The 25,889-nt window shown below is 62.3% G+C and carries 25 protein-coding genes and 1 pseudogene; 15 read left to right on the top strand and 11 right to left on the bottom strand.

The window, feature by feature from the left end:
* Window positions 1–198: 198 nt before the first annotated feature.
* Window positions 199–1,164: a DMT family transporter gene (locus QN345_RS04015; protein WP_323504959.1), complete on the bottom strand. Its 966-nt coding sequence runs from the start codon at window positions 1,162–1,164 to the stop codon at window positions 199–201.
* A 28-nt stretch (window positions 1,165–1,192) separates the two neighbouring features.
* Here QN345_RS04015 and QN345_RS04010 point away from each other — a divergent pair, with 28 nt between their 5' ends.
* The 4 genes from QN345_RS04010 to QN345_RS03995 all read left to right on the top strand — a co-directional run bounded on the left by QN345_RS04010 (window position 1,193) and on the right by QN345_RS03995 (window position 5,060).
* Window positions 1,193–2,602 (top strand): PLP-dependent aminotransferase family protein, encoded by a 1,410-nt coding sequence (locus QN345_RS04010; RefSeq protein WP_322136669.1) that lies wholly within the window; start codon window positions 1,193–1,195, stop codon window positions 2,600–2,602.
* 526 nt (window positions 2,603–3,128) lie between these two features.
* On the top strand, window positions 3,129–3,620 hold the full coding sequence (locus QN345_RS04005; RefSeq protein ID WP_322136668.1) for a GNAT family N-acetyltransferase: 492 nt from the start codon (window positions 3,129–3,131) through the stop codon (window positions 3,618–3,620).
* 615 nt (window positions 3,621–4,235) lie between these two features.
* Complete coding sequence (locus QN345_RS04000) at window positions 4,236–4,652, top strand: hypothetical protein (protein ID WP_322136667.1); 417 nt, start codon at window positions 4,236–4,238, stop codon at window positions 4,650–4,652.
* Window positions 4,653–4,661: 9 nt separating this feature from the next.
* Complete coding sequence (locus QN345_RS03995; protein WP_322136666.1) at window positions 4,662–5,060, top strand: MerR family transcriptional regulator; 399 nt, start codon at window positions 4,662–4,664, stop codon at window positions 5,058–5,060.
* Between the two features lie 92 nt (window positions 5,061–5,152).
* Here the strand turns inward: QN345_RS03995 and QN345_RS03990 are convergent, their stop codons facing one another.
* The 3 genes from QN345_RS03990 to QN345_RS03980 are packed head-to-tail and all read right to left on the bottom strand — an operon-like array spanning window position 5,153 to window position 6,341.
* A complete protein-coding gene (locus QN345_RS03990) occupies window positions 5,153–5,362 on the bottom strand; it encodes an IS3 family transposase (protein ID WP_322189248.1) in 210 nt (69 codons plus the stop codon).
* Window positions 5,335–6,057: an IS3 family transposase gene (locus QN345_RS03985; RefSeq protein WP_322189903.1), complete on the bottom strand. Its 723-nt coding sequence runs from the start codon at window positions 6,055–6,057 to the stop codon at window positions 5,335–5,337. The genes QN345_RS03990 and QN345_RS03985 overlap by 28 nt, the downstream gene beginning before the upstream one ends.
* Window positions 6,027–6,341, bottom strand: a complete 315-nt coding sequence (locus tag QN345_RS03980) for a transposase (protein ID WP_323504957.1) — start codon at window positions 6,339–6,341, stop codon at window positions 6,027–6,029. The genes QN345_RS03985 and QN345_RS03980 overlap by 31 nt, the downstream gene beginning before the upstream one ends.
* Window positions 6,342–6,479: 138 nt before the next feature.
* On the opposite strand from QN345_RS03980, the gene QN345_RS03975 reads away from it, so the two are divergent.
* The 3 genes from QN345_RS03975 (at window position 6,480) to QN345_RS03965 (ending at window position 8,107) form a co-directional block, all read left to right on the top strand.
* Window positions 6,480–6,875, top strand: coding sequence for a hypothetical protein (locus QN345_RS03975; protein ID WP_322136665.1), 396 nt, complete (start codon window positions 6,480–6,482; stop codon window positions 6,873–6,875).
* Window positions 6,876–7,109: 234 nt separating this feature from the next.
* Window positions 7,110–7,718, top strand: coding sequence for a class I SAM-dependent methyltransferase (locus tag QN345_RS03970; RefSeq protein ID WP_322136664.1), 609 nt, complete (start codon window positions 7,110–7,112; stop codon window positions 7,716–7,718).
* Between the two features lie 119 nt (window positions 7,719–7,837).
* Window positions 7,838–8,107: a hypothetical protein gene (locus QN345_RS03965; RefSeq protein ID WP_322136663.1), complete on the top strand. Its 270-nt coding sequence runs from the start codon at window positions 7,838–7,840 to the stop codon at window positions 8,105–8,107.
* Window positions 8,108–8,924: 817 nt separating this feature from the next.
* On the opposite strand, the gene QN345_RS03960 is transcribed toward QN345_RS03965, so the two are convergent.
* The 5 genes from QN345_RS03960 to QN345_RS03940 all read right to left on the bottom strand — a co-directional run bounded on the left by QN345_RS03960 (window position 8,925) and on the right by QN345_RS03940 (window position 15,988).
* The gene (locus QN345_RS03960; protein ID WP_322136661.1) at window positions 8,925–10,550 is read right to left on the bottom strand and encodes a ricin-type beta-trefoil lectin domain protein; all 1,626 of its coding nucleotides are present in this window, start codon (window positions 10,548–10,550) and stop codon (window positions 8,925–8,927) included.
* A gap of 136 nt (window positions 10,551–10,686) precedes the next feature.
* The gene (locus QN345_RS03955) at window positions 10,687–12,726 is read right to left on the bottom strand and encodes a glycoside hydrolase family 2 protein (RefSeq protein WP_322140590.1); all 2,040 of its coding nucleotides are present in this window, start codon (window positions 12,724–12,726) and stop codon (window positions 10,687–10,689) included.
* A 2-nt stretch (window positions 12,727–12,728) separates the two neighbouring features.
* Entirely contained in the window at window positions 12,729–13,538 is an 810-nt protein-coding gene (locus tag QN345_RS03950) for a carbohydrate ABC transporter permease (RefSeq protein WP_322136659.1), read from the bottom strand.
* A gap of 64 nt (window positions 13,539–13,602) precedes the next feature.
* Window positions 13,603–14,532, bottom strand: a complete 930-nt coding sequence (locus QN345_RS03945) for a sugar ABC transporter permease (protein WP_322136658.1) — start codon at window positions 14,530–14,532, stop codon at window positions 13,603–13,605.
* A 31-nt stretch (window positions 14,533–14,563) separates the two neighbouring features.
* Window positions 14,564–15,988 (bottom strand): ABC transporter substrate-binding protein, encoded by a 1,425-nt coding sequence (locus tag QN345_RS03940; RefSeq protein WP_322136657.1) that lies wholly within the window; start codon window positions 15,986–15,988, stop codon window positions 14,564–14,566.
* A 175-nt stretch (window positions 15,989–16,163) separates the two neighbouring features.
* On the opposite strand from QN345_RS03940, the gene QN345_RS03935 reads away from it, so the two are divergent.
* Entirely contained in the window at window positions 16,164–17,171 is a 1,008-nt protein-coding gene (locus QN345_RS03935; RefSeq protein WP_322136656.1) for a LacI family DNA-binding transcriptional regulator, read from the top strand.
* Window positions 17,172–17,252: 81 nt separating this feature from the next.
* On the opposite strand, the gene QN345_RS03930 is transcribed toward QN345_RS03935, so the two are convergent.
* Together QN345_RS03930 and QN345_RS03925 are read right to left on the bottom strand one after the other, a co-directional pair.
* Window positions 17,253–17,456, bottom strand: a complete 204-nt coding sequence (locus QN345_RS03930; RefSeq protein WP_322140591.1) for an SDR family oxidoreductase — start codon at window positions 17,454–17,456, stop codon at window positions 17,253–17,255.
* A 16-nt stretch (window positions 17,457–17,472) separates the two neighbouring features.
* Window positions 17,473–17,682, bottom strand: a pseudogene (locus tag QN345_RS03925) (SDR family NAD(P)-dependent oxidoreductase); the annotation flags it as partial.
* Between the two features lie 335 nt (window positions 17,683–18,017).
* Here QN345_RS03925 and QN345_RS03920 point away from each other — a divergent pair.
* From QN345_RS03920 to QN345_RS03890, 7 genes are all read left to right on the top strand, one after another.
* Entirely contained in the window at window positions 18,018–18,593 is a 576-nt protein-coding gene (locus QN345_RS03920) for a TetR/AcrR family transcriptional regulator (RefSeq protein ID WP_322136654.1), read from the top strand.
* A 772-nt stretch (window positions 18,594–19,365) separates the two neighbouring features.
* Window positions 19,366–19,620 carry a hypothetical protein gene (locus QN345_RS03915; RefSeq protein WP_322136653.1) on the top strand — a complete coding sequence of 85 codons (255 nt, stop codon included), beginning with the start codon at window positions 19,366–19,368 and terminating at the stop codon, window positions 19,618–19,620.
* 250 nt (window positions 19,621–19,870) lie between these two features.
* Window positions 19,871–21,310, top strand: a complete 1,440-nt coding sequence (locus QN345_RS03910) for an APC family permease (protein ID WP_322136652.1) — start codon at window positions 19,871–19,873, stop codon at window positions 21,308–21,310.
* A 13-nt stretch (window positions 21,311–21,323) separates the two neighbouring features.
* The gene (gene aguA, locus QN345_RS03905; protein WP_322136651.1) at window positions 21,324–22,421 is read left to right on the top strand and encodes an agmatine deiminase; all 1,098 of its coding nucleotides are present in this window, start codon (window positions 21,324–21,326) and stop codon (window positions 22,419–22,421) included.
* 159 nt (window positions 22,422–22,580) lie between these two features.
* Complete coding sequence (ptcA, locus tag QN345_RS03900; RefSeq protein ID WP_322140592.1) at window positions 22,581–23,591, top strand: putrescine carbamoyltransferase; 1,011 nt, start codon at window positions 22,581–22,583, stop codon at window positions 23,589–23,591.
* Between the two features lie 9 nt (window positions 23,592–23,600).
* Window positions 23,601–24,539 carry a carbamate kinase gene (arcC, locus tag QN345_RS03895; protein ID WP_322136648.1) on the top strand — a complete coding sequence of 313 codons (939 nt, stop codon included), beginning with the start codon at window positions 23,601–23,603 and terminating at the stop codon, window positions 24,537–24,539.
* Window positions 24,540–24,853: 314 nt separating this feature from the next.
* A complete protein-coding gene (locus QN345_RS03890) occupies window positions 24,854–25,519 on the top strand; it encodes a TetR/AcrR family transcriptional regulator (RefSeq protein ID WP_322136647.1) in 666 nt (221 codons plus the stop codon).
* Window positions 25,520–25,889 lie beyond the last annotated feature (370 nt).

Genomic DNA, 25,889 nt, shown 5'->3' with positions numbered 1-25,889 from the left:
CCTCCATCACGTCAAGAATCACATCAGTCATCAGGCACCTCCATTGTTAGGAGTTACACCGAAAATCGTATAGTCCCTGGATTCGCGGTCTAATTATAAAGCCATGCCCGTTGATCTCCGCGTCGGAGTAGAGAAGAGGCAACGCTGCGGCGGGATGGACGAAATCTGGCCGCGGATCTGTCGCGCTAGCCGTTCCCCTTACGGGCGGTTGATGGTGGGCATCGCCTCGACCGGTGCTGGTCCATCTGCACTGTCCTCGGCGGAGCGTGTGGGCTTGACGCGATTCAGGCGTGTTCGCACGGCGATGCCAGCGCAGAGGATGACGGCGGTGCCGCCGATGATGGTCTGCCAGGTGAGTTGTTCGTGGAGGATGAGTGCGGCCCAGAGGATGCTGAGGACGGGTTGGGTGAGTTGTACCTGGCTGACCTGGGCCATGGGCCCGATCGCCAGTCCGCGATACCAGGCGAAGAATCCCAGGAACATGCTCACCACTCCGAGGTACGCGAAGGCCGCCCATTGGGTGAGCGTGCCGGTAGGTGGCTGGTCAACGATGGCAATTGTCGTCAGGGTGACCATGAGGGGAGCGGCTAGAACGAGGGCCCACGATACGGTTTGCCACGCTCCGATCTCGCGCGCGAGCAGGCCTCCTTCGGCGTAACCGATGGCCGCGGCCATGACAGCACCGAACAGGAGCAGGTCTGACCATTGCAAGCGGATGCCTTCGCCTCCCTGCAGGGACGCGAAGGCTACGGCCACCATGGCTCCGACGGTGGCCATGATCCAGAACGAGAGCGGTGGTCGCTCTTTTCCCCGGATGACAGCCATGACGGCCGTCGCGGCCGGCAGGAGCGCGATGACCACGGCGCCGTGACTGGCTGACGCCGCCGTGAGGGCAAAGGATGTCAGGAGGGGGAAGCCGATGACGACACCACCCGCAACGACGGCGAGGCGAGACCACTGGTGGCCGCGCGGAAGGCGTTGCCGCGTGATGATCAGGGCGGCCGTGGCGAGCACGGCAGCGACGACAGCGCGGCCGGATCCGATGAACAGGGGAGCCATGCTCTCGACGGCCACGCGGGTGAAGGGCACGGTGAAGGAAAACGCGGCGACACCGAGAAACCCCCAGGCGAGGCCGGCCCGTGAGGGTGATAGCGGTGCGGACATCCGATTGATAGCGCTATTATGATCTGACATGGATAACGATAGCAGTTTTCGGATTGTGGCCGCACTGCATGAGTGGATCGCGGGCCGGGCGCCGGGCGCCCGGCTGCCCACCAGCCGGATGCTCGTCGTCGAGTATGGGGCGAGCCCGGTGACGGTGCAGAAAGCCATCCGGACTCTTGTGGGGCAGGGCTTGATCGAAACCCGGCCCGGCGCCGGCACCTTCGTTCGCGCAGTGCGTACCGCTCGGCCGCTCGACTTTAGCTGGCAGACCGCCGCGATGCGTTCGCCAAACAGCCACCTCGGCGCGTTGAATCCTGCGCTACGTGCCGCTCCACAGGGGAGCATTGCTCTGCATTCCGGGTATCCCGACCGGGAGCTGTTACCGGAACGATTGCTCCGGTCGGCGCTGGCTCGCGCGGCCCGAAGCGAGGCGGCTCTGACGCGTTCACCGGTCGCGGGGCTTCCGGAGCTGCAGTCCTGGTTCGCCGGGGAGCTCGGTTCTGCGACACCGGTCGGCGTGACTCCGCCCCTGCCGAGCGATGTCATCGTACTCCCGGGAAGTCAAAGTGGTCTGGCCACGATCTTTCGTGCCCTGGCCACCGCTGGAGCGCCGCTGCTGATGGAATCGCCCACGTACTGGGGCGCGATCCAGGCTGCGGCTCAAGCCGGGGTTGACGTGGTCCCGGTTCCCTCAGGACCCGAGGGGCCCGATCCCGATGACCTCGCTCGGGCGTTCCAGGAAACTGGTTCGCGGGTCTTCTATGCACAGCCGACCTATGCGAACCCGACGGGCGCACAGTGGTCAGAGTCCACCACGACGCAGATCCTCGACGTCGTTCGGGCGCACGGCGCCTTCCTGGTCGAGGACGATTGGGCCCATGACTTCGGCATCGATACCGACCCGCAACCGGTCGCCGCGCGCGATGACGCCGGCCATGTCGTCTATGTGCGATCCCTCACCAAGAGCGTCTCGCCGTCGCTGCGCGTGGCGGCGATCATTGCCCGGGGTCCCGCCAAAGAACGCATTCTCGCCGACCGCAGTGCAGAATCGATGTACGTCAGCGGGATCCTTCAAGCCGCAGTGCTCGACGTCGTCACCCAACCGGGGTGGCAGACGCACCTGCGCAACCTTCGCCCGCAACTGCGGGCCCGGCGAGACCTGTTACTGACGAGTCTGCGCGAACACGCACCCGACGTGCACATCGCCACCGTTCCGGCGGGCGGTCTGAATTTGTGGGCGCGCCTGCCGGATGGGACGAATCTCGAGCGGCTGGTCGCAGACTGCGAAGCCGCGGGGGTCCTGATCGGTGCCGGCTCGAGTTGGTTCCCGGCCGAGGCCACCGGCCCCTTCATGAGGCTCAACTACTCCGGACCCAACCCCGGGGCATTCCCCGACGGAGCCCGCATCATCGGCCAAGCACTTTTGTCCAATTACTGACGGTGCCCCTGACCCGCGAGCGCGTCTGCTCGAACGCACCGCGCATAGTTGGCGACCGCGGGACTACTGTCTCACCTGCCCCGTAGGGGGTTGGCCAATTGGTCTTCCTCTTCCGTGGCGCTTCACTCAGGGGCGAGTATCGTCCATGACGTGGAAACCTCCTCGCAGCGGTCTGCGCGATTGCACGCCAGCAGCCAAGCGCTCTGGCGGATGGCCAAGTTCGGGTGGGGCCTGGCGCTCCTGATACTTGTCCTCTCAATCGTCGAGCTCTTCCTCACCTGGCCACAGGGAATTGTGCAAGTGACACGGTACGTAGCGTTGGCTCCGGCCGTCATAGCTTCAGGCTTCTGGGGAGGGTCGAGAGCGCGCGAGCGGGATTCTTTGATCGCCGAGGTGGAAGGTGACGAGCCTCCGATTGACGAATAGTGCGCCGTCGTATTCGACGTCCGGCTAACGGGCGCGGACTTCAACGAGGTATCTGGATTCTGGGCAGATCGCCCCGCGCTCGAGAAGTACTCTGGAACGCATGATGCCTGCGTTGCCGATCCTCATCTCTGCGACATCGCCGACGTCCGCTGAAGCCAAGGATGTGTCGTTTCGGTACTACGAAGACATTGTGGGTCGCTACCATGGGCGACCTGCATCACGGCAGGAGATTTTGGATGCCCAGGCCGGGTACTCCAGTGATGACCTTGTCGCACCACGGGGGATTCTTTTACTCGCCCGTCAAGGGCTCACGGTTCTCGGCTGCGCAGGATTGCGGGTTCGCCCCGGCGAGATCGGCGAGGTGACGAGAGTCTTCGTGGAACCGACGGCACGAGGTAAGGGCGTGGGACGCCTGCTCATGGAGGAACTGGAGCGCGAATCCCGCGAACTGGGACTGGATGCGTTGCGGTTGGACACGCGAACCGACCTCGTCGAGGCGCGACGCCTGTACGCGTCGCTTGGCTTCATCGAGGGGGAAGCGCACAATACGGACCCCTACGCGAACCACTGGTTCCGCAAAGAACTGCTGTGAAGTCATGACAGGCGCGGACAGCACGCCAGGCCCCGGACCGGTTCCGGAGCTTCTTGTCACCTCTCTTGAGGAGAGTTTAGATTTCTGGTGCCGTCTCTGCGGATGTGAGATGCTGTATGACCGCCCCGAGGAGGGGTTTTCCTACATCACCAGTGGCACGGCACACATGATGCTCGAGCAAAGGGGCGTGGGGGCGAAACTGGGTGCCAGCTGCGTTGGATCTGCCTTTGGGTCGCGGCGTCAATTTCCAGATCTCCGTAGCGTCGATTGACCCGATCGTAGGTGCTCTGGAGCCGGAGACGAAGTGGTACCGGACAGGCCAGACCGGGGCTGGCGTAGTTCAGTTTCTCGTGCAGGACCCGGATGGGTACTTGATCCGATTCCAAGCATCGCTGGGCCGAAGGTCTGTCGCCCTTGTCGTGTAAGGGGTTCCGCTTGCGGGCATCTCACCTGGTCATCGCTCCGATGCCTGATCCAGTCGCCTGGGCGCCCGTTCAACGTCCGGCTTGCGGGCATTGTAGGGACGCCAACATCACGATGTGTCTGATTATGTGTGAGCGACCTTCGGTCCACGGATTTGACCCTGCACTATGGTGCAGGGTCAACAGTGGGGGAATGACTTCCTCGGCTGTTCGAAACACTGTCCGCATATCCGCTTTCTACGATCTGATTGTCACTGCTGGCTTCGCATTGCCGTTCACAGCACCAGCTCTCTTCGAAGGATTCGGAGCGCTTCAGGTAGCCCTTGGGCTCCCTGGTTCAGTGCCCGATGCGGGCGATGTGTTTACCCTGATGTTCGCCAACTTGATGGGATCGCTGGTGGTGGTGTGGTCGGTGTTCAGGCTTGCGCGCCCATCGAGGGCAGCAGGCGCCGCGGACACTGCAGCAAGGTTCCTTTTCTCGCTCGGGATGGCGGCAGCCCTGATTCACGGCGCGTCGCCGCTCGTGCTTGGCATGCTCATCCTCGAGGTGGTGTGGGCTATCGTGCAGGGAGCTGTCATGGCCTCCGCCCGCCTTCCAGTAGTGGCTTAGAGTCGGCTTGTGCTAATAGCAGAACTAGCCCTGCGAGCCGGGGTTAAAATATCTACGGTTAGGTTCTACGAGCGAACAGGTGTCCTCGCGAAGCCAGAGCGGACAAACAGTGGATACCGCGACTATCGCGACTCCGATGTCCGCCGAATGCGCTTTCTTCGTCGCGGCCAGGAACTTGGTTTCACTTTGGCCGAGTTGCACGAATTCGACCGCTTCTCACAGACAGTACGTGCCGGGAGCGTGACGGCTGGCGACGTCGCGGAGGTTGCTGCGCAAAAGCTCCGCGAGATCGATGAAAAGATCGCTGACCTCCAGCGCACGAGCCTCGCCATCAAGGGACTTCTTGAAGTGCAGTGCGTTGATGCATCAGTGCCTTGCCCAATTGTCAGCGCCCTCGCCGGCCAATAGGGAGACTCCCGCACTAGCGCGCATGAGTGAGAGTGACAGTGCCCGTTGAGCGATCCCCGTGCGTGGTCTTGACCCCGGAGAGTGGACACGGGTTAAGCGGCGAGTTGGATTTCTGCGGCCTGTGACGAGTATTGCATCTCGAACTCCACTGGGGTGACCTGCCCGATCGAGGAGTGGCGCCGGCGGCGGTTGTAACGGTCCTCGATCCAGTCCGCGACGCCTTGGATCGCGCGGGCCCGGGTGGGCCAAACCCGGCGGTAGGACAACTCGGTTTTCAATGTCGCGAAGAAGCTCTCGGCCATGGCGTTGTCCCAGCAGATCCCGGTGTAGCCCATCGACCGGGTGATGCCGTTCTTGGCCGCGAACAGAGTGATCTGTTCCGACGCGTATTGGGCAGATTCAACCGGTGGAAGATCACCGTCGCCGGGCGGTCTCCGCGCAGCACCATGGCCATCGTGAGGGCGTCCTGGATGAGGTCGGTGCGTATGTGGTCCGCGATAGCCCAACCGATCACACGGCGGCTGTGAGCGTCGATGACGGTCGCCAAATACACCCACCCCTCCCACGTCCTCAGATAGGTGATATCGCCGACCCAGACCTGGTTCAGCGCCCCGGTATCCCACTGCCGTTCCACAGCATCGACCGGGTAGGCGTCAGCGTGATCGATGATGGTGGTCGTCTTCCACTTCTTCGGGCAAATGCCCACCAAACCCAGGCGCCGCATGGTCGCGGCGACGGTTTTGCGGGAGATGACCTCCCCGTCCGCTCGGAGATCGGCCAGGATCCTGGGGGCGCCGTAGACCTCGTCGGAATCGCCGTGAAAGAAAGCGACTTTCTGCTCGATGTGCACCCGCCGGATCGCCGCCGGCGACGGCACCCGGCCGGCCCAGGCGTAGTAGTCCGACCGGGACACCTCGAGGAGACGGACCATGCGGGTGATGGTGAAGTTGGTCCTCTCCGCCAGCATCAGTTCGAACGCTTGCCGTTCGTATCCGATGCTTCCTGGGCGAAGAAGATGGACGCTTTTTTCAAGAACGCCCTGTCCATCTTGAGGTCCGCGTTCTCTTTCCGTAGCCGCAGCAGCTCGGCCCGCTCAGACTCCGTCACTTCGGTTTGTCCGGTCTCGTTGCGGGCCTTGAACGCGCTCACCCAGCGGCCCAGCGTGGCCTCGTTGATCCCGAGCTCTCGCGCGACGGTCGCGACCGCTCTGCCGGTAGTCAAAATCAGCTTCACGGCCTCGTCTTTGTACTCAGGAGTGAACTCCCGACGTGATCTTGCCATAGTGAACATTCTCTCTTGTGAGGTGTCCACTCCCCGGGGTCAGGGCCACAGTGTTTACCTCGATGATCCGAAGTGACAGGGAAAAACGTGAACAGAACATCTCGGCTCCTGAGCGCGGCGACCGCCGCCAGTATCTGCATGCTGCTGCTGGCGGGCTGCGTGCCCGGACAATCCATCGACAGTCTGGCCAAACAACCCGAAGCCGCATTGACCTACCCTGGCAGCATCGATGTCCGGACCAACAAGGTCCCAGGACGGGTTCAATTCGGGCTCGACGGCGGCGACGTGGACACGACTGGTATATCCGGGACAACGACGCACTCACCACGCGAGGTCCTCGCGTTTTACTCTCGCGAGCTGGTGGCCAACGGCTGGAAACAGGTCGATGAGGAGCCCTACGGCACAACGGAGTCGGGACGACCAGCGCCTGCGAGACAATGGGAGAAGACGGGGCTCCAGCTCGGCTATTTCGTCGCAGCAACGACGGAGGGTGAAGCAACGAAGTACGAAACTATCCTTGAATCGTTGCGGTAGTTCGTTATTCGCGGTCGGGAAAGACCATGCCCCTTCAGATTCAACTCAGGGGTGCGAAAGACGTTGTGCCGTTCTGAGAAAGAAGGATCACACCACCGTGGAACCGTCCCGCAAGGGGTTCCGATGTGACACAACATCGGCACTCTTGGCAATCGCGCGGAGAGGCCGCGAATTCGTCGCGCTGGAGGTCCCGTCTTACGGGCACATGGCTCGACCCTACCTAGACTCGACCGCATGGTCAACAAGGTCAGCACCGCGGCGTACTCACGCCGAGCAAGGGAGTACACCGAACTCTTGGGGTCGATGGCTGCCGTGCACCCATCCGATCTCCAACTCGTTTCCCAGTGGGCCAGCGATGTCGACGGGGAAATAGTCGATGCTGGGTGTGGTCCAGGTCATTGGACCAACTTCCTCGCGGAGCAAGGCTATGTTGCTCGCGGAGTCGATTTGGTGCCCGAGTTCGTCACGTACGCCACGAATACCTTTCCTGGCGTGAGCTACACGCTTGGCAGTCTCGACTCGCTCGACGCCGACACGGGCTCCATTGGCGGGATCCTCTCCTGGTACTCCCTCATTCACTACGAGCCCGAGACGATACAGATTCCTCTCCAAGAGTTCAGCCGCGCGCTCAAATCCGGTGGCACGCTGCTTGTCGGATTCTTCGAAAGCCAGACGGTCGAGGAATTCGCCCACGCCGTCACGCCGGCCTACCGCTGGCCCGTGGATGACCTCGGTGCCGAGTTGAACGCGACCGGTTTCGACGTGGTCGAATCGCACGTCCGGAAGACCGCCGGCCAGCGCCCGGTGGCAGCTATCGTCGCCCGACGTCGCGATGCCCGCTGAGGGATAGGAGGTACTAGCCAATGTTCGGCTTTCCCTTTTCATCGCGTCAGCCCCGAAGAACGTCAGGGACTGACGTCAGCGTCGCAGTCTCGTTGGCCGTCCTTCAGGTCTTGATCGCGGTGATCCTCACCCTCATTTCTCTCGTGGAGCAGTTCAACGTCGACGCCTGTGGGTTCTCGCGCCACTGCGACTTTGGCCTCCTGACAAGATCAGTTTTTGTCACACCGCTTGCCGCGGTCGGCGCGCTGCTCATTGAGGGTGTCGCCGTCGTCCTTCTGGTCCGCCGTGGCAGTCGTATCTGGTGGGTGCCGGCTGTCGGCATAATGGTGGTGATAGGGGGCTACGTGGTTGCCCACGTGCTCAATGCTGTGGCCACGGGAGTTGCATAGGCCGTTCGGCTACCGCTCGGCGGCGATGAGCAACCTCGTCAGGTCATTGGAGAGCGACACGTGGCGCATCCGGACCATTCCACCTGAACAGGGTCAGATGCCACAGCCCGGGGCGTTTGCGCGAAGGATCGACGAGGCCATTCGCTCCAAGGGCCTCCAGCCGCCGGCGGACCTGCCACGAAGAGGGTTCGTCTCCAGCCTTCGCAATGTCCTGCCAGGGCGCGACTGCGTCCGCAAGGTCGATACCGTGTCTTCGGGCCAGCTCCCTGATCGAGAGGCCCTCCACGCGCGCATCACGTCTGATCCGCGCGAACAACTCCACCCGAAACTCCATCCGAAACCTCCACCTTGAGCAACGAAAACACGTTGCAACAACGGTGGAGGTGGGTCCCGCTTAGATTGCCCTGGTGGGTCCGAATAACACTGCCATAGTCAATTCTCCGCCGAGGTAAGCACCATGTCTGCAGCTGGGGGAGTGAGGGCGAGTTCGCTTTGCCTCGTCTCCTGGTACGGGACACGCCAAGCCGAAACGCTGCGCAGGGCGCCGGTGATGCAGCCGCGGGGCAAATGAAAAACTCCGGGTCCGCCAACGCGAAGTACCGGAGTTCTCAATTCTTGGCCCAAGTAACATGAAACAGCGGTCATCAAGGGCTTGCGGATCAATCGTAGTTCGGAGGGCGGTGTCCCTCAGGAACACGGATTGAAGCGGTAGTTGCTCGTTTGGTCAAAGCGGGTGGAGGTTGGAATCTGGTCGTCGAGCATTTCGGCGAAGAGGCCCCGCCGCGACTTTCGGGCGGGGCCTCTCGTTGCGGAGACGTCAGGTTGTCGGCACGTGCCAGGCTTGTGTGGAGAGCCCATTGCAGTCGTATATCTGCAGTTGAGTTCCATTGGTCGTAGCTGCGCCCGGGTCGTCGAGGCATCGTCCAGACTGCGGGTTATAGAGCGACCCGTCGGCTCGTGCCACCCACTGTTGGCCCCCGACGCCGTTGTTGCATCCCCAAAGCTCGACCTTCGCGAAGTTAGCGGTACCGTTGCCGGTGATGTCGAGGCATTTATCGAAGGCTCGGATGGTGCCGTCGGACTCGAGCGACCATTGTTGCCCAGTTGCGACGCCGCAGTCGTAGAGCTGAACCGCGTTGCCTTGAGCTGACGTGTTGTTGTTCACATCGAGGCACTTAGCTACACTTCCTGGGCCGGTGATTGGTCCGGTCGCGCTCGGAAGATTCGCGGTGGCGAACCGCGTCTCGCATTTGCCGCTCGCAATATGGGTGCCCGCCAGCATGATGAAGCTCGACCCCGTGGTCGCGGCCAGGAGCGGTGAGCTGTAGCCTGCGCAGGCAGTTTCTCCGGCGTCGTATCCGCCGGTAGGTGCCACCGTCACTGCCGTCGTGATCTCCTTCCATGTACCAATCCCAAGGTTTTTATTGATGAGCAAAACGTGGCCGGATTCCGGAAGCACGGTGAGGGCCCCGTCATTTCCTGCGACGACTCGCTGTCCTGAGACGATGAGTGTGCCGTTGGCTCCGCCTGCGGGCGACCATGTCAGGTACGGAGTATGCAGCAGGAAGCGAGAATCACTCGTCTGAATGCGCGTGCCGAGGCTTCCTGGATTCCAGGTCACACCGTCGGTCGATGTCTTAATGTAGACGTCGCACGCCTGGTCCGGATCGAAACCGTTCTTGCAGTCCTCGTAGCTCATCGCGTAGCTGCCGTTTGGTAGGTTGACGACGGTAGCCATGCCAGGACGTTGCACGCCGTCCTGGATTGCTACGTCGTAGACCTCGCTTCCCCACGTTGCACCGCCATCTGTGGATGAAACGTGCGCGAGTACCTGGTTGTAGTTGTTCGATGAGGGTCGCTCGTCCGAGAAGTAGCAGACGAGATTACCGTTGCTCGCGACGTTGAATTCCGGTTCCCAGATGCCGTGCATGATTGTGTTGGGTGTGCCGGTTTCGCTCGTGCACGAGCTCCGGTAGGTCCAGGTCACGCCTTGGTCTTTTGAGATGAACACCTCGACGGACTGCTGCGTGTAGTCACCGTGGTTCCAAGCGGTTCCGGCTGCCAGAAGCGTGCCAGCGGGAAGGTCGCCTTTCGCGCTTGGTAGTTCGTAGAGGGTGGGACCGTCGAGATCCCAGCCGTGCAGCGTATCCGTGACGGTACCGATCGGCGAAGCCGTCCAGCTCACGCCGTTGTTGGTCGACCGGTAGAGGGGAAAGTTTGCTTTCGTCGTTCCGGCACCCGAGTGCGCGAATGTCGCGATCATGGTCCCGTTCGACGAGCCGGAGTGGGCGAGACGGATGACGCGGGGATAGCTCGCGTCTTCACTCGGGTTGGCTGAAGAATTGGGTGTGTAGAGGGTCCCGCTCGAGGTGGTGGCAGCGAATGCTGCGCCTCCCCCAAGAGCGAGGCCGCTTGCCAGGAGGGCAAGCGCCGTGATGGTCACAGCGACCAGCGTCCGAGCGTCTGTGCGCCATTTGGGGCATTGCCGTACTCTATTTTTCATTTTGAACTCCTCGTTTGCGTCGTTGCAGTGATGGGATGAATGGACCCTCCCGTGGGGAGGCCGGCGAATTCGGCAGTTACTGAGCGTCTCGTTCGAGCGGCCCGGCATCGACGAACGTGCGTGCCTTGATGGCACCCTGCTCGTCCACGATCCAGAGGTGGAGCCTCGCAGAGGTCATAGCCGGCGCTGGTAACGAAAGCTTGACTGCATCGGAGATTTGGAACGGGTGAGCGAAGACGGGAGCTTCGGTGACGGAATGGGAGATATTTGGGCCGAAGGGCGTCCCGCTTTGAACCCAGGCCGCGCGCACTTGTCCAGTAAGAGGCTTCCGGCCGTGGTGGGACACGCGCACATCCAGGATGAGTGGCACTGTTGGGGTTGCGATGTCGGTTCCTGCCTCCCTGGGAACGAGGTCAACCACGATCACAGTTTCGGCGTTTGCGTCGGCCGGGTCCAGGCCGCCGAGGTCCTTGCTTTTACGGTCGGCGGTGAACAGGCCCGCAGACTCGTGCTCGACATCGGCCAGTTCGGTATAGACGTAGCCCGCGAACCTATCGTGTCGTCGGATCTCCTGCGTCTGCCACCTCACGTGCCAGGCTCGTTCGAGGCTGGTGAATCCGCCCCCGAATTCGCTGTTGAGGAGGGGTACGCCGCTACGGGGTTGCTCGTTGTCGCCATAGATCGACTTGTCAACGATGTGGGCCGGTCCCAGTGGCACAGGGAACGACTCGCGCTCACCCGAGGCGATCGCCGCGACATTGGCCGCCCACGACGCCGGGTTCTCGTCGTAGTAGTGCCAGTCCATGAGGTCGGTCTTGACGTGCTCCCAGCCAGAGTTCTCGACGATGGGTCGACTGTGGTCGAGGGCTGCGAGCTGATCGTATGCGCGGCGGGCCGCGTCGGCTTTTGCGGGGTCTCCGGGGATGTCCCAGTCCAGACCCCACTCCTCGTTGTACAGGCCCCAGATAATGATGCTCGGGTGGTTGCCGTCGCGCTTGACCATCTCCGGTATTTGCGCCTCGAAGTTCACCGTGGCTTCCTCGCTGAATCGGCTCGTGCTGGCCGGTTCCGCCCAGATGAGCATGCCGAGCGTGTCCGCCCAGTGCAGCCAGCGCGGCTCTTCGAACTTGAGGTGTTTGCGCACGAGATTGAAACCAGCCTGCCGGGCGAGATCGAGGTCGTGCACGAGTGCAGCGTCATCGGGCGCGGTAATGCCGGAGGTCGACCAGTAGCCCTGGTCTAACACTCCGCGAAGGTAGAATCGCTCGCCGTTGAGGTAAAGGTCCTCGCCGAGTCGTTCGATCGAGCGCAACCCGCCTGTGACGACGACAAGATCGTCGCCGACTCGCACGTCGAGCGCATAGAGGTGCGGGTCGATAGGCGACCACAAGCGGGGTGAGTCGATCGGTAGAAAGCCGGAGGCGCGACCGTGCTCGTCGGTAACCACTTCGAGATCGCCGATGCTCACGCGGGCACGCGCGGCCTCGTCGCCCGCGACCTGCACGGTGACCTCAAACCCCGTCAGTGAGTCGCCTCTCAGTGAGACAGATTCAGCGTAGGTGCGGCCGCGTGCTTCGATCCACACGCTTTGCCAGATGCCGGAGCTTGCCATGAACGAGACGCCGTCGTAGTCGTCGCGGGGAAGTGATCGTTGCTTGCCGTGCGGGATCGAGCGCTTATCGGAGGGCGCCGTTACGTCCACGAGCAGCGTCGCGCTCGAACCTGCGGCGAGGTAATCCGTGATATCGAACTCGAACGAGGTGTACCCGCCTGTGTGCTCGCCGACTTTTGCCCCATCGATGGACACCCGCGTCTCGTGGTGCACGGCGCCGAAGCAGACGAACACCCGGGCGCCGGCCCAGGAGTGGGGGATGGTTAGTTCGCGTGAGTAGCTGGCTTGTTCGAGCCAGGTGCGGGCGATGCCCGACGCCTCGGTCTCCCAGGCGAACGGCACGGTGATGCTCTCCTCGCCGTCGAGGCTTGAGAACGCCCACTGGCCGTTGAGTGATTCCCAGCGATTCGACCGGTCGAAGTCGGGTCGAGGGTACTCAGGTTTGGGTACCGACGGCAGTTCTGAAGACATGCGAATGGAGCCTTTCGGGGTGATGATGGTCATGGTCAGCCTTTGACGCTTCCGGCGAGGATGCCGTTGATGAAGTGCTTCTGCAGAAGCACGAAGATGATGAGTAGGGGGATGAGTGCGACGGAGGACGCGGCGAGGAGTTCGCCCGTTACGTGCGCATAGTCGGCGCCGATCTTGTTGCCGCTGATGTTTTGGGCGAGGGTCGATAGGACCACCTGGAGCGTCTGCATCCGGTCGCCCGTGGTGATAACGACGGGCCAGACGAAGTCGTTGTAGATGTTCATCACAGTCAGCACGGCGAGGCCAGCGATCCCGGGTCGGATCACCGGAAGCACGATGCGCCAGAAGATACCGAACTCCCCGCACCCGTCGACGCGGGCCGCATCGAGTAGTTCGTCGGGCACGGCGCTGATCACCTGCCGCATCCAGAAGATCGCGAACGCGTCCACGGAGCCGGGCAGCACGAGGGCCTGGTAGGTGTTGACCCAGCCGAGCTCTTTCATTTCGAGCAGTAGCGGGATGATGAGCACGATTGTTGGGAGCATAAGTGTCAGCAGTACGGCCCCGAAGAAAAAGTTCTTGAACCGGAACTCGTATTTGGCGAACGCATACCCTGCCAGTGGTGCGAAGAACAGTGTGATCAGGCCCTTGGAGAAGAGCACTATGGCGGTGTTGAAAAAGCCGGAGAGGATCGGCACGTCGGTGAACATCTGCGTGTAGTTGTCGAGCGTGAACGTGCCTGGGTTGAATCCCAGTGGGTCGGCGATGATGTCGTTGGCCGGTTTGAATGCCGAGACGAGGGCCCAAGCCACCGGTGCCAGAAAGCCCGCGGTAAGGAGGATCAAGAAGACCTGGGATACGATCTGCGGCTGGAACCGCCGTGTCCGGAAAACGGATGCCGTCCTCATGTCAGTCCTTCGCTCTCAGCAGCCGCACGAACCCGAGCGACAGCGCCATCACGATGATCACGAGCAGGAACGAGTTGGCCGCTCCCGTGCCGAGATCTGCGACGGTGATGTGGTTGTACAGGTAGAGGCCGGCCGTCGTGGTTGAGCCATACGGGCCACCCTTGGTAACGACGTACGGTTCGGCAAACATTTGGAATACCGCGAGAGTCTGCAACACGACGATGAACATGATCGTCCGTCGGATCAGGGGGACAGTGATGCTCCAGAGCTGCCGGAACGGCGATGCCCCGTCAAGCTCCGCGGCCTCGTATACCGTCGTGTCGATGGACTGCAGGCCGGATATCACGATGATGACCACAAATCCGGTCGTCTTCCAGAGGAATAGGAGCGCGAGCGTTGGTTTCGACCACTCGCTCGTTGTTAACCAACCGACGTCTGGAAGCCCGACTAGGTTCAGCAGCCCGTTGATGACCCCGTAGCGCTGGTCGAACAGTACGATCCAGATCTGGGCGATCGCAACGAGGGGTGTGACGAAGGGCACGATGAACGCCGTGCGATAGAAACCGCGAGCACGGATGCGAGTGCTGTTGAGGAGGACCGCTGCGAGCACGCCCACGCCCAGTTGCGCCGGGATGATCAAGAGCCAGAGCACACCCGAGTTGGCCAGCGACGCCCAGAAGTCCGGGTTCGAAAGCAGGTAGGTGTAATTGCCCCAGCCCACCCAGTCCGCGGTACCCGACCCGCGCCAGTTGGTTAAGCTCAGCCGGAACGTGAACACCAGCGGGTAGATCGAGAACGCGGCAAAGATCGCGACGAACGGAAAAATGAAGAGGTAGGGCGCCGACTTCCGTCGCAGCAGGGACCAACGCGGTCCCCGCTGCGACGATCGCGGAGCCGTACTTGACGCCTTCAAGGCGGTCGTGACGGTCATGGAGCTGCTTTCTCGCGTGGGTGAAGAGGTGTTACTTGTTGCGGTCGACCAGGTTCGTTTGGATCTGATCGGTCGATTGCTGGATCACCTCGTCGGGTGTCATCTGCCCGTCGAGCATCTTCTGCAAGTTGTTACCGAGATAGTTGACGGCGCTCGCCCACCAGGTGGGGGTGGGGGTGCCACCTGGGATCTGGTTGCCCGCCTCGATAGCGGTCTTCCAGAGGTCTTGTCCGCCCATGGCGTCGATGGTGCCGAACAGCGGTGTGTTCGGATCAGCGGCCGCCTTGTAGCTGGGTACCGACGTATTCAGACCCTTCGGGTAGACGGAGTTCGGCCCGTAGACAGCCGTGTATCCGTTCTTGTCGTACATCAGGAAGTTGTAGAACAAGGCCGCAGCTTTCGGGTTCTTCGCGGCCTTGGGGATGACGAACGACGAGCCACCCATCGCGCCCGAGTGGGCTCCATCTGCCGTCCAGGACGGTAGCGGCATGGCCCGCCAATTGCCCGAAGTCTTTGGGAGTAGTTGCTGCGGGGCAAAGTCGAACCAAATCGACCATGGGTAGAACACCTGCTGGCCGGAATCGAGCGTCTGCACGTCCGTGGGCCCGAGGTACTCCGCACGCGTGCCGAGCTTCTCTTTCTGAACGGTATCGAGCCACGTGAGGATTTGCTTATACTCGGGCGAATCAAGGCGCAACTTTCCCGATGCGTCGGTCATGCTCGTGCCTTGCTGGCTCGCGAACATCTCAAGCCACAATTGCCCCAGGAAGGCGCTCTGTTCGAGGTGTATTGGACCCGACGACGGATCGGCGGCTTTAACTTTCTTGGCAGCGGTGAGCAGGTCGTCGTAGGTCTTGATGCCTGCCGGATCGATTCCATCCTTTTCGAGCACGCTCGCGTTGTAGAAGAGAAGACCGGGGTCCAGATCGAACGGGATGCCGTAGATTCCGCCATTGAGCGAGTTGACGTCGACCTTTTGTTTCGCGATGTCCTGAACGTATGGCTTGAGAACGTCGCTGAGATCCCACAGGTCATTGGCAAAGCCCGGGACCTTCGCGTCGTCGAGGAAGACGCCGTCAGGTACGTCAGTTGAGGAGATGAGGGTATTTTGCAGCTTTGCGTCGATGTCAACGGCCTGGTGATTGACCTTGACGTTCGGGTACTTCTCGTTGAATTTGGCGATCGTCGCATCGAAGACGTTGAAGAGATCGCCAGAGCGGTCCCAAATGGTGATCTCCCCTGTGGCGTCCTTATCAGTCGGTGCCGTAAGAACGTTCGGATTCGATGTGCCGGTCACGCTCGAAGAGTCATTTCCAATCGCCGGGCCGCAGGCGCTAACGCCAACGGCTACGGCGACAGCGACGCCAAGCGCTCCGAAACGAGAGAAGGCGCGGTGCTGCCGCAGAGCCGAAGCGCTCGCGCCGGGCCTTCTGGGCTGCGTGGGTGTGCTGTGCATGAACACTCCTTTGTGATCGGTGCCTCGCTCCCGCAGTCGAACACCCAACGGTCTCCGAGAGTGAAATACGGTGCGACGCTGCTGACGTTTGCCAACGTATGCAAAAGGATAGCGCGGAATTGCGTACGTTGCAAAGATAAGCTGGCACAACAGTTGTTCAGCTAGTGGAGGTCCGATGCCCGCAACGCTTAAAGACGTAGCTGATCACGCGAAGGTCTCCATGCGCACTGTGTCAAACGTGGTCAGCGGTTACGAACACGTCAGCAAAAAGATGCGTGAGCGCGTCATGACTGCGATCGCCGACCTTGACTATCGACCCAACCTCGTAGCACGTACCCTGCGCACCGGTCGCACGGGCGTGCTTGCGCTCGTCGTGCCCGAAATCGACGTTCCATACTTCAGCGAGCTCGCCCGGGATGTCATCCGGGCGGCGACTTCGTTCGGGTACCGGGTGATGATCGATCAGACAGGGCACGACCATGAACGCGAACGCGACTTGCTCGTTGGCGGTGACCGCAACATGCTCTTCGACGGCATCCTCTTCAGCCCACTCGCGACAAAAGCACAGCTCGATGCCGTGGAGGATCGCGTGACCCTGCCGTTCGTGCTGCTTGGCGAGCACGAGTTCGACGGCCGGTTCGATCACGTGGCCATCGATAACTTCAAGGCAGCGCAAGAAGCCACCATGCACCTGCTCGCTATAGGACGATCACGCATAGCCGCAATCGGAGAGCAACCCTTCGAGAGCTACGCGACCCCGCACCTTCGCACAGCGGGATACCTCGCTGCGCTCGATTCTGCTGGCATCGCTTCAGATGCGGACCTCATAAAGCCGGCCGTGCACTACCGCCGGGCCGACGGCTATGCGGCCACGCAACAGTTGCTCAAACTGCCAGATCGGCCCGACGCAATCTTCTGCTACTCCGACATCCTCGCCATGGGAGCGATGCGAGCCGTCTTCGACGCGGGGCTTATCGTCCCGAAAGACATAGCGATCATCGGTATCGACGACATCGAAGAAGGTCAATATTCACGCCCAACCCTCTCAACAGTGTCCCTGGACACCGAGTTCATAGCCCACCACGCCGTTGCCACTCTGGCCGCTCGTATCGACGATCCCGAGAGAACGGCTGAAGAAGTCGTAGCACCCCACTCCCTCAAAGTTCGAGAAAGTAGCGCCTAACCGGGCACCTCATATCCTCATCACGATGACGGGGGAACATGTGCTGCCTGACCAACGCCTGGCCAATGGCTCGGCTGGTCCTTAGTTGAAGACCATTCCGCCGTCGACGAGGATCGACTGTCCGGTGATGTAGTTGGAGTCGGGACCGGACAGGAAGGAGACGAGGCCGGCGACCTCGGAGGCTTCGGAGAGGCGGGCGAGAGTGATGCCGTTGGTGAACTGGTCCCAGCCCCACTCTTCGGGCTTGCCCGCGTCGGTTGCTACTTTTTTCGCCAGTTCCTCCATGAGGGGGGGTCTTGACGATGCCGGGGGCGTAGGTGTTGACCGTGATGCCGAACTGGGCAAGGTCCCTGGCCGCTGTCTGAGACAAGCCACGAATGGCGAACTTCGTGGCCGAGTACAACGCAATGCCGGGGTTCCCGACGTGGCCGGCCTGGGAGGCGGCACTAATGATTTTTCCCCCGTGGCCGAGCTCTTTGAACGCCTTCGTGGCTGCCTGAATGCCCCACATTCCGCTGAGGTGGCCATGCTTATATCTGGGGGAGGGGTCGAGTCCGCGGAGTCTCGTTCTCCTGGGTTGGAACACACGCCGAGGGCCCACGCTCGCAGGGTGCCGCGGAAGGGCTTTCACGGCAGGCGGGGAGGGATGCTGGAGTATCAGACTAGGGTCCCGGCCGGCTGCGGCGGTAACCTGACATCACTTCCCGGCATTTCCCGGTGGGCAAGGGGCGCATGGTTCCGGTGGCTGGCATGAGCCGGGGTACCAAAAGGCGTCGATAACGAGAGCGAGCAACTATGGGCGAGACGCACGCGTCTACGACGACGAGCGGGCGGCAGGCAAGGTCGTTGACCGGAGAGCGCAAGCGGGAGCAGATCCTCGACGCTTCTGTACAGGTCTTTGGTACCGGTGGCGCAGCCGCTGTGACTCATCGTGCGGTCGCGAGGGTCGCTCGTGTGCCGCTTGGCTCGACGACCTACTACTTCACCGACCGCAACGACTTGTTACTGCAGACGATGGCCCACGCCCGGAGGACCGAGGCGGCCCGGCTCGCCGCGATCGTCGAGGCGCTGCATGGGGAGCTGACCGTCGAGCGCTCAGTCGAGGTGTTAACTGAGATGTTCTTCGATAAGACGGTCGCAGACCCGCTCTACGACCTTGCGCTGTTCGAGATGTTCATGGAAGCGACCCGGAACATCACAGTGCGAAACGAAGCGCGCGGCTGGTCGACCATGATTGGCGCTTTGGTCGACCGCGTCCTGCCCGCCAGCGAACCGACAGTGCCTCGTGCGACCGTCGTGCAGATCGTCGCGTGCTTAATTGACGGCTTGATGCTTGAGGCCGTGTCCAACGGACAGCTGAGCGTTGCCGACCTCGCCGAGCGGCTTCAGATTGTTGTTGAGCGGTTGTGCCTACGGCTCTAGAGTCCTGCACCTGAAATTTTCTGGTTGTGTTGCAGAACGGAACGCGTTTCGAACTGGACGTCCGAAGACCGAGCTGATTCCTAGGGGCGAAGCGCGGCAGCGGTTATTGCGCTGGGTGAGGCGGCGAAGTCCTCGCAGGGTTTGGCGTTGCGGTCACGGATCGTGCTCGGTCGCGTGAGGGCCTGAATAAGCAACAGGGTGCAGGGCGGGCGCTGTTCGCCGAACGCAGTCAGTAAGTGGCGTGCCCGCTTCCTGGACTCTCGACTGGATGCGTTGGTCGATGAGCCGCGCCCGAGACGCCCGGCAACGATCGCGGCCGAGCAGGTCGAGGCAGCCGTTGTGGCAATTGGAGTCAACGTCGGAGAATGCCGACCGTAGTGGATTGTCGAGATTGTCGATCGGGCGGATCTGGAAGGCACTTGAGCTGAAGCCCACTGAGACAAGTTCAAGCTCACGAACGATCCGCTGAGTATCTTAAAGCCCTGAGCGCCACACAATCGGGTGGTTCAGCGCCGGGGATTGTGCGAGAGTCCGCCAGCAGTTGCGTGGTTTGGCACCGCTGACGCGCTCGGTCGCGTGAATAGACGGTCACGAGTGCTGCATGCTCGCGCATGTTGTAGTTGCCGGTCTCGACCCAGATCCGGACTGGTTTGGGTCGGCGTCAACACGGGCGCAGCGTCCCACCTTTCAAGCCGCGTATCGGCAACATCGACCCATGGTCAAAGGTGCGCTTGCTTGGATGACTCGCCGCGCGCCGTGCCCCCTACCGGGCGTGACGAAAAACAACGCCTGGTGGGTGAACCGGGCCGCTGAAATCAGCCTCAAACGGCTCCTCGAACTCGGACTCGCCACCTCCCACCCCGCCAGGCAACGGCCATGGGAGCTGCCCGGATTAGCCGCTCGGCCCGAAGTCATCAACGCGTCCAGACAGCCACCGGCCCCGCTCGAACTACGCACCGCTCTTCGTGTCATCGACACCCGCGTGAACTCTTACATCGCCCGGGAGCGACTGGGGAACGCCGCCTGAAAACTCAAGACAAACGCCAAAGATCTGACCCCAAGGATCGCTAGGTGCACCAGCGCACAGATGTGTTACGTTAAAGAACAAAGGTTGTACGTTTGTACACGTTGGACAAATCCCGTCTTTGGCAGCGTTCGGCCTTCGAACAATTTCGTTCAGCGGTATGTCAAGTAAAGGATCAACAGCAATGACAATGCAGTCAGATAGTCCTCCGACAGGCGCCGCCGACCCAGCGAAGGGACGTCCGACCTTCCGAATGTTCGACATGGTCCTGTTCTCCGTGGCCGCGATGCTGTTGCTCTCGCAGCTGACCGTAACGGCCGCCGTCGGGCCGACGGCGATTTTCTGGACCGTCGCGATCATTATCTTGTTCTTTGTCCCCTACGGCCTGGTCACGAGTGAGCTCGGCTCGGCTTACCCGGATGCCGGCGGCATCTACGCCTGGGTCGTGCGAGCGTTCGGCAACCGTTGGGGGAGCCGGGTTTCCTGGTGGTACTGGCTCAACGTGGGCTTGTGGGTACCGAGCGTTTACTTGATGTTCTCGGGTGCGATCTCGTCGATGTTCTTCGGTGGGCACCTGAACTTTTGGATCCAGGTAGCAATTACCGTCACTCTGATCTGGATCAACTACTGGGTCAACGCCCATAGCCTGAAGATCGGCACCTGGGTATCAAACCTCGGAGCCGGCATCACGATCGTCGTCATAGTAGCGCTCGTCATTGCCGGCGGGATCTACGCTTCGGCGAACGGCTCGGCAACCTCCTGGACACTGGACACGCTTATTCCTACGGATGCACTGCCCGCGTTTATCGCAGCGCTACCGATTGTGATCTACAACTTCCTCGGCTTCGAGCTGATGTCGTCCGCCTCGACACAGATGGCCAACCCGCAGCGCGACGTACCTAAGACGATCTTCATCGCCGGCGTCCTCATCGGAGGGTTTTACCTCCTCGCGACCGTTGGCATGCAGCTCATCCTCCCAGCCGATGAAATATCTAAAACCACCGGCCTAATCGACGCCCTCCGTCACGGATTCGGCGACTCACCCATTGCCAACGCGGTCGTGACGATCCTCGGCATTGGTGCACTATTCTGCTTCTTTGCCAGTCTGGTGCCATGGACTATCGGCGCGAACCTCGCCGCCGCCGAGGCTGCCCAGCAGGGCGACCTGCCCAAGGCGTTCGCCCGGACACACCCAACCCGTGGCACTCCGGTCGGCGCAGCGATGCTCTGCTCCATCGTCGGGACGGTTTTCACTGTCGGGTACGCGGCGTTGTTCTCCGTGACCGACGGCGCGATCGACGCTCTCTTCTGGAACCTGTTCGCCTTCTCTTCAGTCATCTTCCTGCTGCCCTACATCGTGATGATGCTGGCGTTCGCCAAGCTCCGGCGTATCGACGCGGGCCGGCCGCGGCCCTACCGAGTCCCGGGCGGTCCAATTATGACGTGGCTGATGACGTGGATCCCGGTGGTCCTGCTTGGGGCAGCCGCGGTGTTCTTCGTCTGGAACCCCTACGATTATTCGCTCACGGTGACCGGGTCGATCCTGATCGGCCTCGTCGTGACGGTCGCCTTCCAGGAGTACTTCTGCGCCAAGTCGCCCGAGTGGACACGCCAGCGGGCCATCGAGCGCGGCGAGGACCCGACACTTCCAGCTCCTTCCCAGGCGCCCAACTCTGACCTCATTCAATCTTGAAAGGCTGCTTCTTATGACTCTTACTCTCGATTCCACCCCCGGCTCAGACGGCTACCGGATGCCGGCGGAGTGGGCTCACCACAGCGGTTGCTGGTTGATCTGGCCCGAGCGCCCGGACAATTGGCGCCTCGGCGGCAAGCCGGCGCAGGCCGCGTTCGCCCGGGTAGCGACGGCGATCTCCGGTACGGAGGCCGTGACTGTCGCTGTCTCCGCCCGGCAGTACGACAACGCCCGCAGCGAGCTCGGTGAGCATATCCGGATCGTCGAAATGTCCAACGATGACTCCTGGATCCGGGATTGCGGGCCGACCTTCGTCGTGAATGATGTTGGAGACGTGCGCGGCGTTGACTGGGACTTCAACGCTTGGGGCGGCCTCGTGGATGGGCTCTACTTTCCTTGGGCGGCCGACGACGCCGTCGCGGGCAAGGTGCTGGAGATCGAGGGTGTGGTCCGGTACAAGGCCTCGTTCGTGCTCGAAGGAGGATCGATCGATGTCGACGGCGAGGGAACGCTCCTGGTGACGGAGGAGTGCCTGCTGTCGCCCGGGCGCAACCCCGACCTGACCCAGGAAGACCTCGAGAGGCTGCTGCATAGTTATCTCGGTGTCGACGTCATCATCTGGTTGCCTTTTGGGGTCTACCTCGACGAGACGAACGGACACGTGGACAACTTCTGCCGGTTCGTCGCGCCAGGCAAGGTCATGCTGACGTGGACAGACGACCGGACAGACCCGCAGTACGCCCGTTCGGCGGCCGCGCTGGAGGTCCTCGAAAACGCCGTGGACGCCCGCGGTCGCACGCTCGAGGTCGTCAAACTCCACCAGCCCGGTCCGATCTTCATCACCGCCGAGGAGTCCGGCGGAGTCGACTCGATCGCCGGCACTCTGCCGCGCGGAGCCGGTGATCGGCTGGCCGGCTCCTACGTGAACTCATATATTGGCAACGACGTCGTCGTGCTGCCGATCTTTGATGATCCCCATGATGACGCGGCGGTCGCGGCCTACACCGAGCTGTTCGCGCCGCGCCGGGTCGTCACGGTACCAGGCCGGGAGATCCTGCTCGGCGGCGGCAACGTTCATTGCATCACCCAGCAACAGCCCTCCGGCGACTAGTCGGCCGACGGCGGCCGACCCTACCGGGGCACCGCCACTTTCCCCCCTTTTTCCGCATCTTTGGTACGACTCGCCCATTCGCTGGCGACCGCCCGTGCCTCGCCATGCCCTCAAACGCGCCCAACAAGCCCCGCGTCGACCCTTTCAAAGGAGACCATTATGACCGCACGTAACTTCATCGATACCCAGGACCTCACCAAAGACGAGGTGCTCGATATCGTCCATCTCGGCCTCGCCCTCAAGCGGTGTGTCGCGGTGGGCTACTTCCCCCCGCTGTTGCACGGCCGCACTCTCGGGATGATCTTCGAGCAGTCCTCTACCCGGACCCGGGTCTCGTTCCAGACCGCGATGTCACAGCTTGGCGGACACGCCCAGTACCTAGCGCCTGGCCAGATCCAGCTCGGTGGGCACGAGTCGATCGAGGACACCGCCCGCGTGCTGTCCCGATTGGTGGACGTCGTTATGGCGCGGGTCGCGCGGCACGCGACGGTCGTGGAACTCGCGAAGTACTCGACGATCCCCGTGCTCAACGGCATGTCCGACTACAACCACCCAACGCAGGAGATCGGCGATCTCATTACGATGGTCGAGCACTTGCCGAAGGGCAAGCGCCTCGAGGATTGCAAGGTCGTCTTCGTCGGCGACGCCACCCAGGTCTGCGCCTCCCTGATGATGATCACCACGAAGATGGGCATGCAGTTCGTTCAGTTCGGTCCGAAGGCCTTCCAGCTCCGCGAAGAGATGCAGGCGATCGGTCGCCAGAACGCCGTCGTGTCGGGTGGCAGTATCGTCGTGACCGACGATGCTTCGAAGGCTTTGGCTGGCGCAGACTTCGTCTATACCGACGTCTGGTACGGCGACTACGAGGCCGAGCTGGGCGAGGAGGCGCGCCTGGCCGCCTTCATGCCGAAGTACCAGGTGAACCCCGAGCTCATGGCCTTGGCCGAGCCGGACGCGAAATTCATGCACTGCCTGCCCGCCACCCGCGGTGAAGAGGTCACCGATGGGGTCCTCGACTCGGAAGTCTCGCTGGCCTTCGACGAGGCGGGCAACCGACTTACGGCACAGCGCGCGCTGCTCGTGTACTTCCTACGTCCCGAGGTTGCGAACTCGATCAAGGTCGACGCTGCGAAGGCAGAGCTCGGGACCCTGCTCGCCGAAATTCTGTAGAGGTCCGACATGTCACGCATCGTGATCGCCCTGGGCGGAAACGCCCTGGGCAGCACCGCAACGGAGCAGCGCGCCTGCATCGACGAGGCCACTCCCTCGCTCGTCGGTCTAATCGCCCAGGGGCACGAAATCATCGTGTCTCACGGCAACGGCCCGCAGGTCGGGGCTATCAGCCTCGCATTCGAGATCGCATCGCAACACACCGACCGGGTGACCCCTATGGACCTGGCCGAGTGCACCGCGATGAGCCAGGGGTACATCGGGTATCACCTGCAACAGGGGATCGCGAAGGAGCTCCGGCGGGTCGGCATGCCCTGGCACGTCGCCTCCGTCGTGACACAGGTGGAGGTGGCCGCCGACGACCCCGCATTCGCGCATCCGACCAAACCGATCGGCGGCTTCTATGACGAGGCCGATGCACGGGCACTGATGGCCGGGCGGCCAGGTCTTGTCATGGCCGAGGATTCCGGGCGAGGGTGGCGGACCGTCGTCGCGTCACCGCGCCCGGTAGACATCGTTGAGCGTGATTCGATCCTCAACCTGCTCGATCACGAGTTCATCGTGGTCGCGTGCGGCGGGGGTGGCATCCCCGTGGCCCGGGACAAGGCGGGCGAGCTGCACGGTGTTCCGGCCGTCATCGACAAGGACTTCGCCTCGGCGAAGCTCGCCGAAGTAGTCGGGGCGGACGTTTTCTTCATCCTCACGGCCGTGGACCGGGTCGCAATCGGCTTCGGCACGCCCCAGCAGCGCGACCTGGAAAAGCTCGACCTTGCCGAAGCGCGGCGCTACCTGGACGACGGACAGTTCGGCGCTGGCTCAATGGCTCCTAAGGTCCAGGCCGCGATCAATTTCGTGGCTAGCGGCCCCGGGCGGACCGCGGTGATCTGCTCGCTCAAGAACGCCCCGCTCGCTATGAAGGGTCAGAGCGGGACGGTGATCCACAGGTAGCAGTATTTCGCCAGTGCGCGTAACCGGGGCGGCAACCGCCCACCGTTTGCCCGGCGCGGATAGTCGTGTTCGGCTACGTGATCGCAAGCGAGGGGGCTGCTCGCGTTGACATGGATCAGATGGTGCTCGCTGTTGGGGCGGCGTCCTGGCCGCGATCAGCGACACCAGCAGGCGATCTCTCTCATCGTGGACCAGCCCGGCGGCCACCACCGTTTGAGCTGAGGAGAACCGGATCCGAAATCAGGATCACGCAAAAGCCATACAATTGACCAAGCGATCAATAAACCCGACGTAAAACTAGACATTGGGCTGTCATGTCAACTCTTCCGAGTCGGGCCAAGCGAAAGAGCCGCGCCGAGCGCGCCGCCGAGATCGGGCGCACGGCTCGGGAGATCGCCCGCTACGACGGCCTGGACGCCATCACGCTCCGGGCGATTGCGCTGCGCATCGGCGTGACGTCCGCGCTGGTCAGCCACTATCAGCCCAGCATGGAGGGGCTTGTTGCGTCGACATTCGGCTCGATCGTTTCCGCCGAGCTCGCCGAGGTCCAGCGGGAGCTGGCGGCAATGCCGAGCGCCGTCGAGGCCCTGCGCGCCTTGATCCGAGACCTCCTCGGACCCGAGCGCAGCACGGTCACGAGTCTCTGGTTGGACGCGTGGAGCGTCGCGCGACGAAACGCGGCCCTAGCCCGCGAGGTCGCGGTGCAGATGGACGCCTGGCAGGAGTTCTTGGTCAGCGTGCTGAACCGTGGCTGCGCGCGCGGTGAGTTCGCCGTCGCCGACCCCGGTGCCCTGGCCTGGCAGCTGCTCGCGATCATCGACGGCCTCGACGCCCACGCCGTGATGCACCACGGCGACGCGCGCGACCAGCGCGACCTCGTGCGCACGATCGCCGAACACGAGCTCGGCCTGCCCACAGGAACACTAGCGCCGGCGTACCTTATTGACCGTGGGCGCCCTCTGAAGGGCACGTCGCACTAGTAGCTCGACGTCGCGGCTGTGGGCTACGCCAGCGCATAGAGACGGGGCCTTAGCAGGTCCGTGATGACGACACTGTCGCTTGCGTCGAGGGCGTCGAGGGCGCGATCGCAGTTCGGCTGCGAGGCTCCATCGCCGGAAACGTCGCTGTCGACGTGAGGGTCATCACGCCGGAAACCAGCGGCCAGAAGGTCCACCACTTACCGGTCGGTGAATTGATGGCGCGTCGATACGCGGGCGTAACCGATCAGCTTCATCACCATCCTCTTGGCTGCCTCATAACTAACGGTGAATACGGCTCTCCTGACTCTTCCGTGGGTTAGTCCCGGCCGGGAAGCACGGGTTTGTGCCCGCCGAGGCTGAGCATTGCGAG

Source organism: Cryobacterium sp. 10I1 (assembly GCF_035019805.1).
Taxonomy (GTDB): Bacteria; Actinomycetota; Actinomycetes; order Actinomycetales; family Microbacteriaceae; genus Cryobacterium; species Cryobacterium glucosi.
Note: the sequence above shows the minus strand (reverse complement) of the source record. Positions and strands in the feature narration are given on the sequence as shown.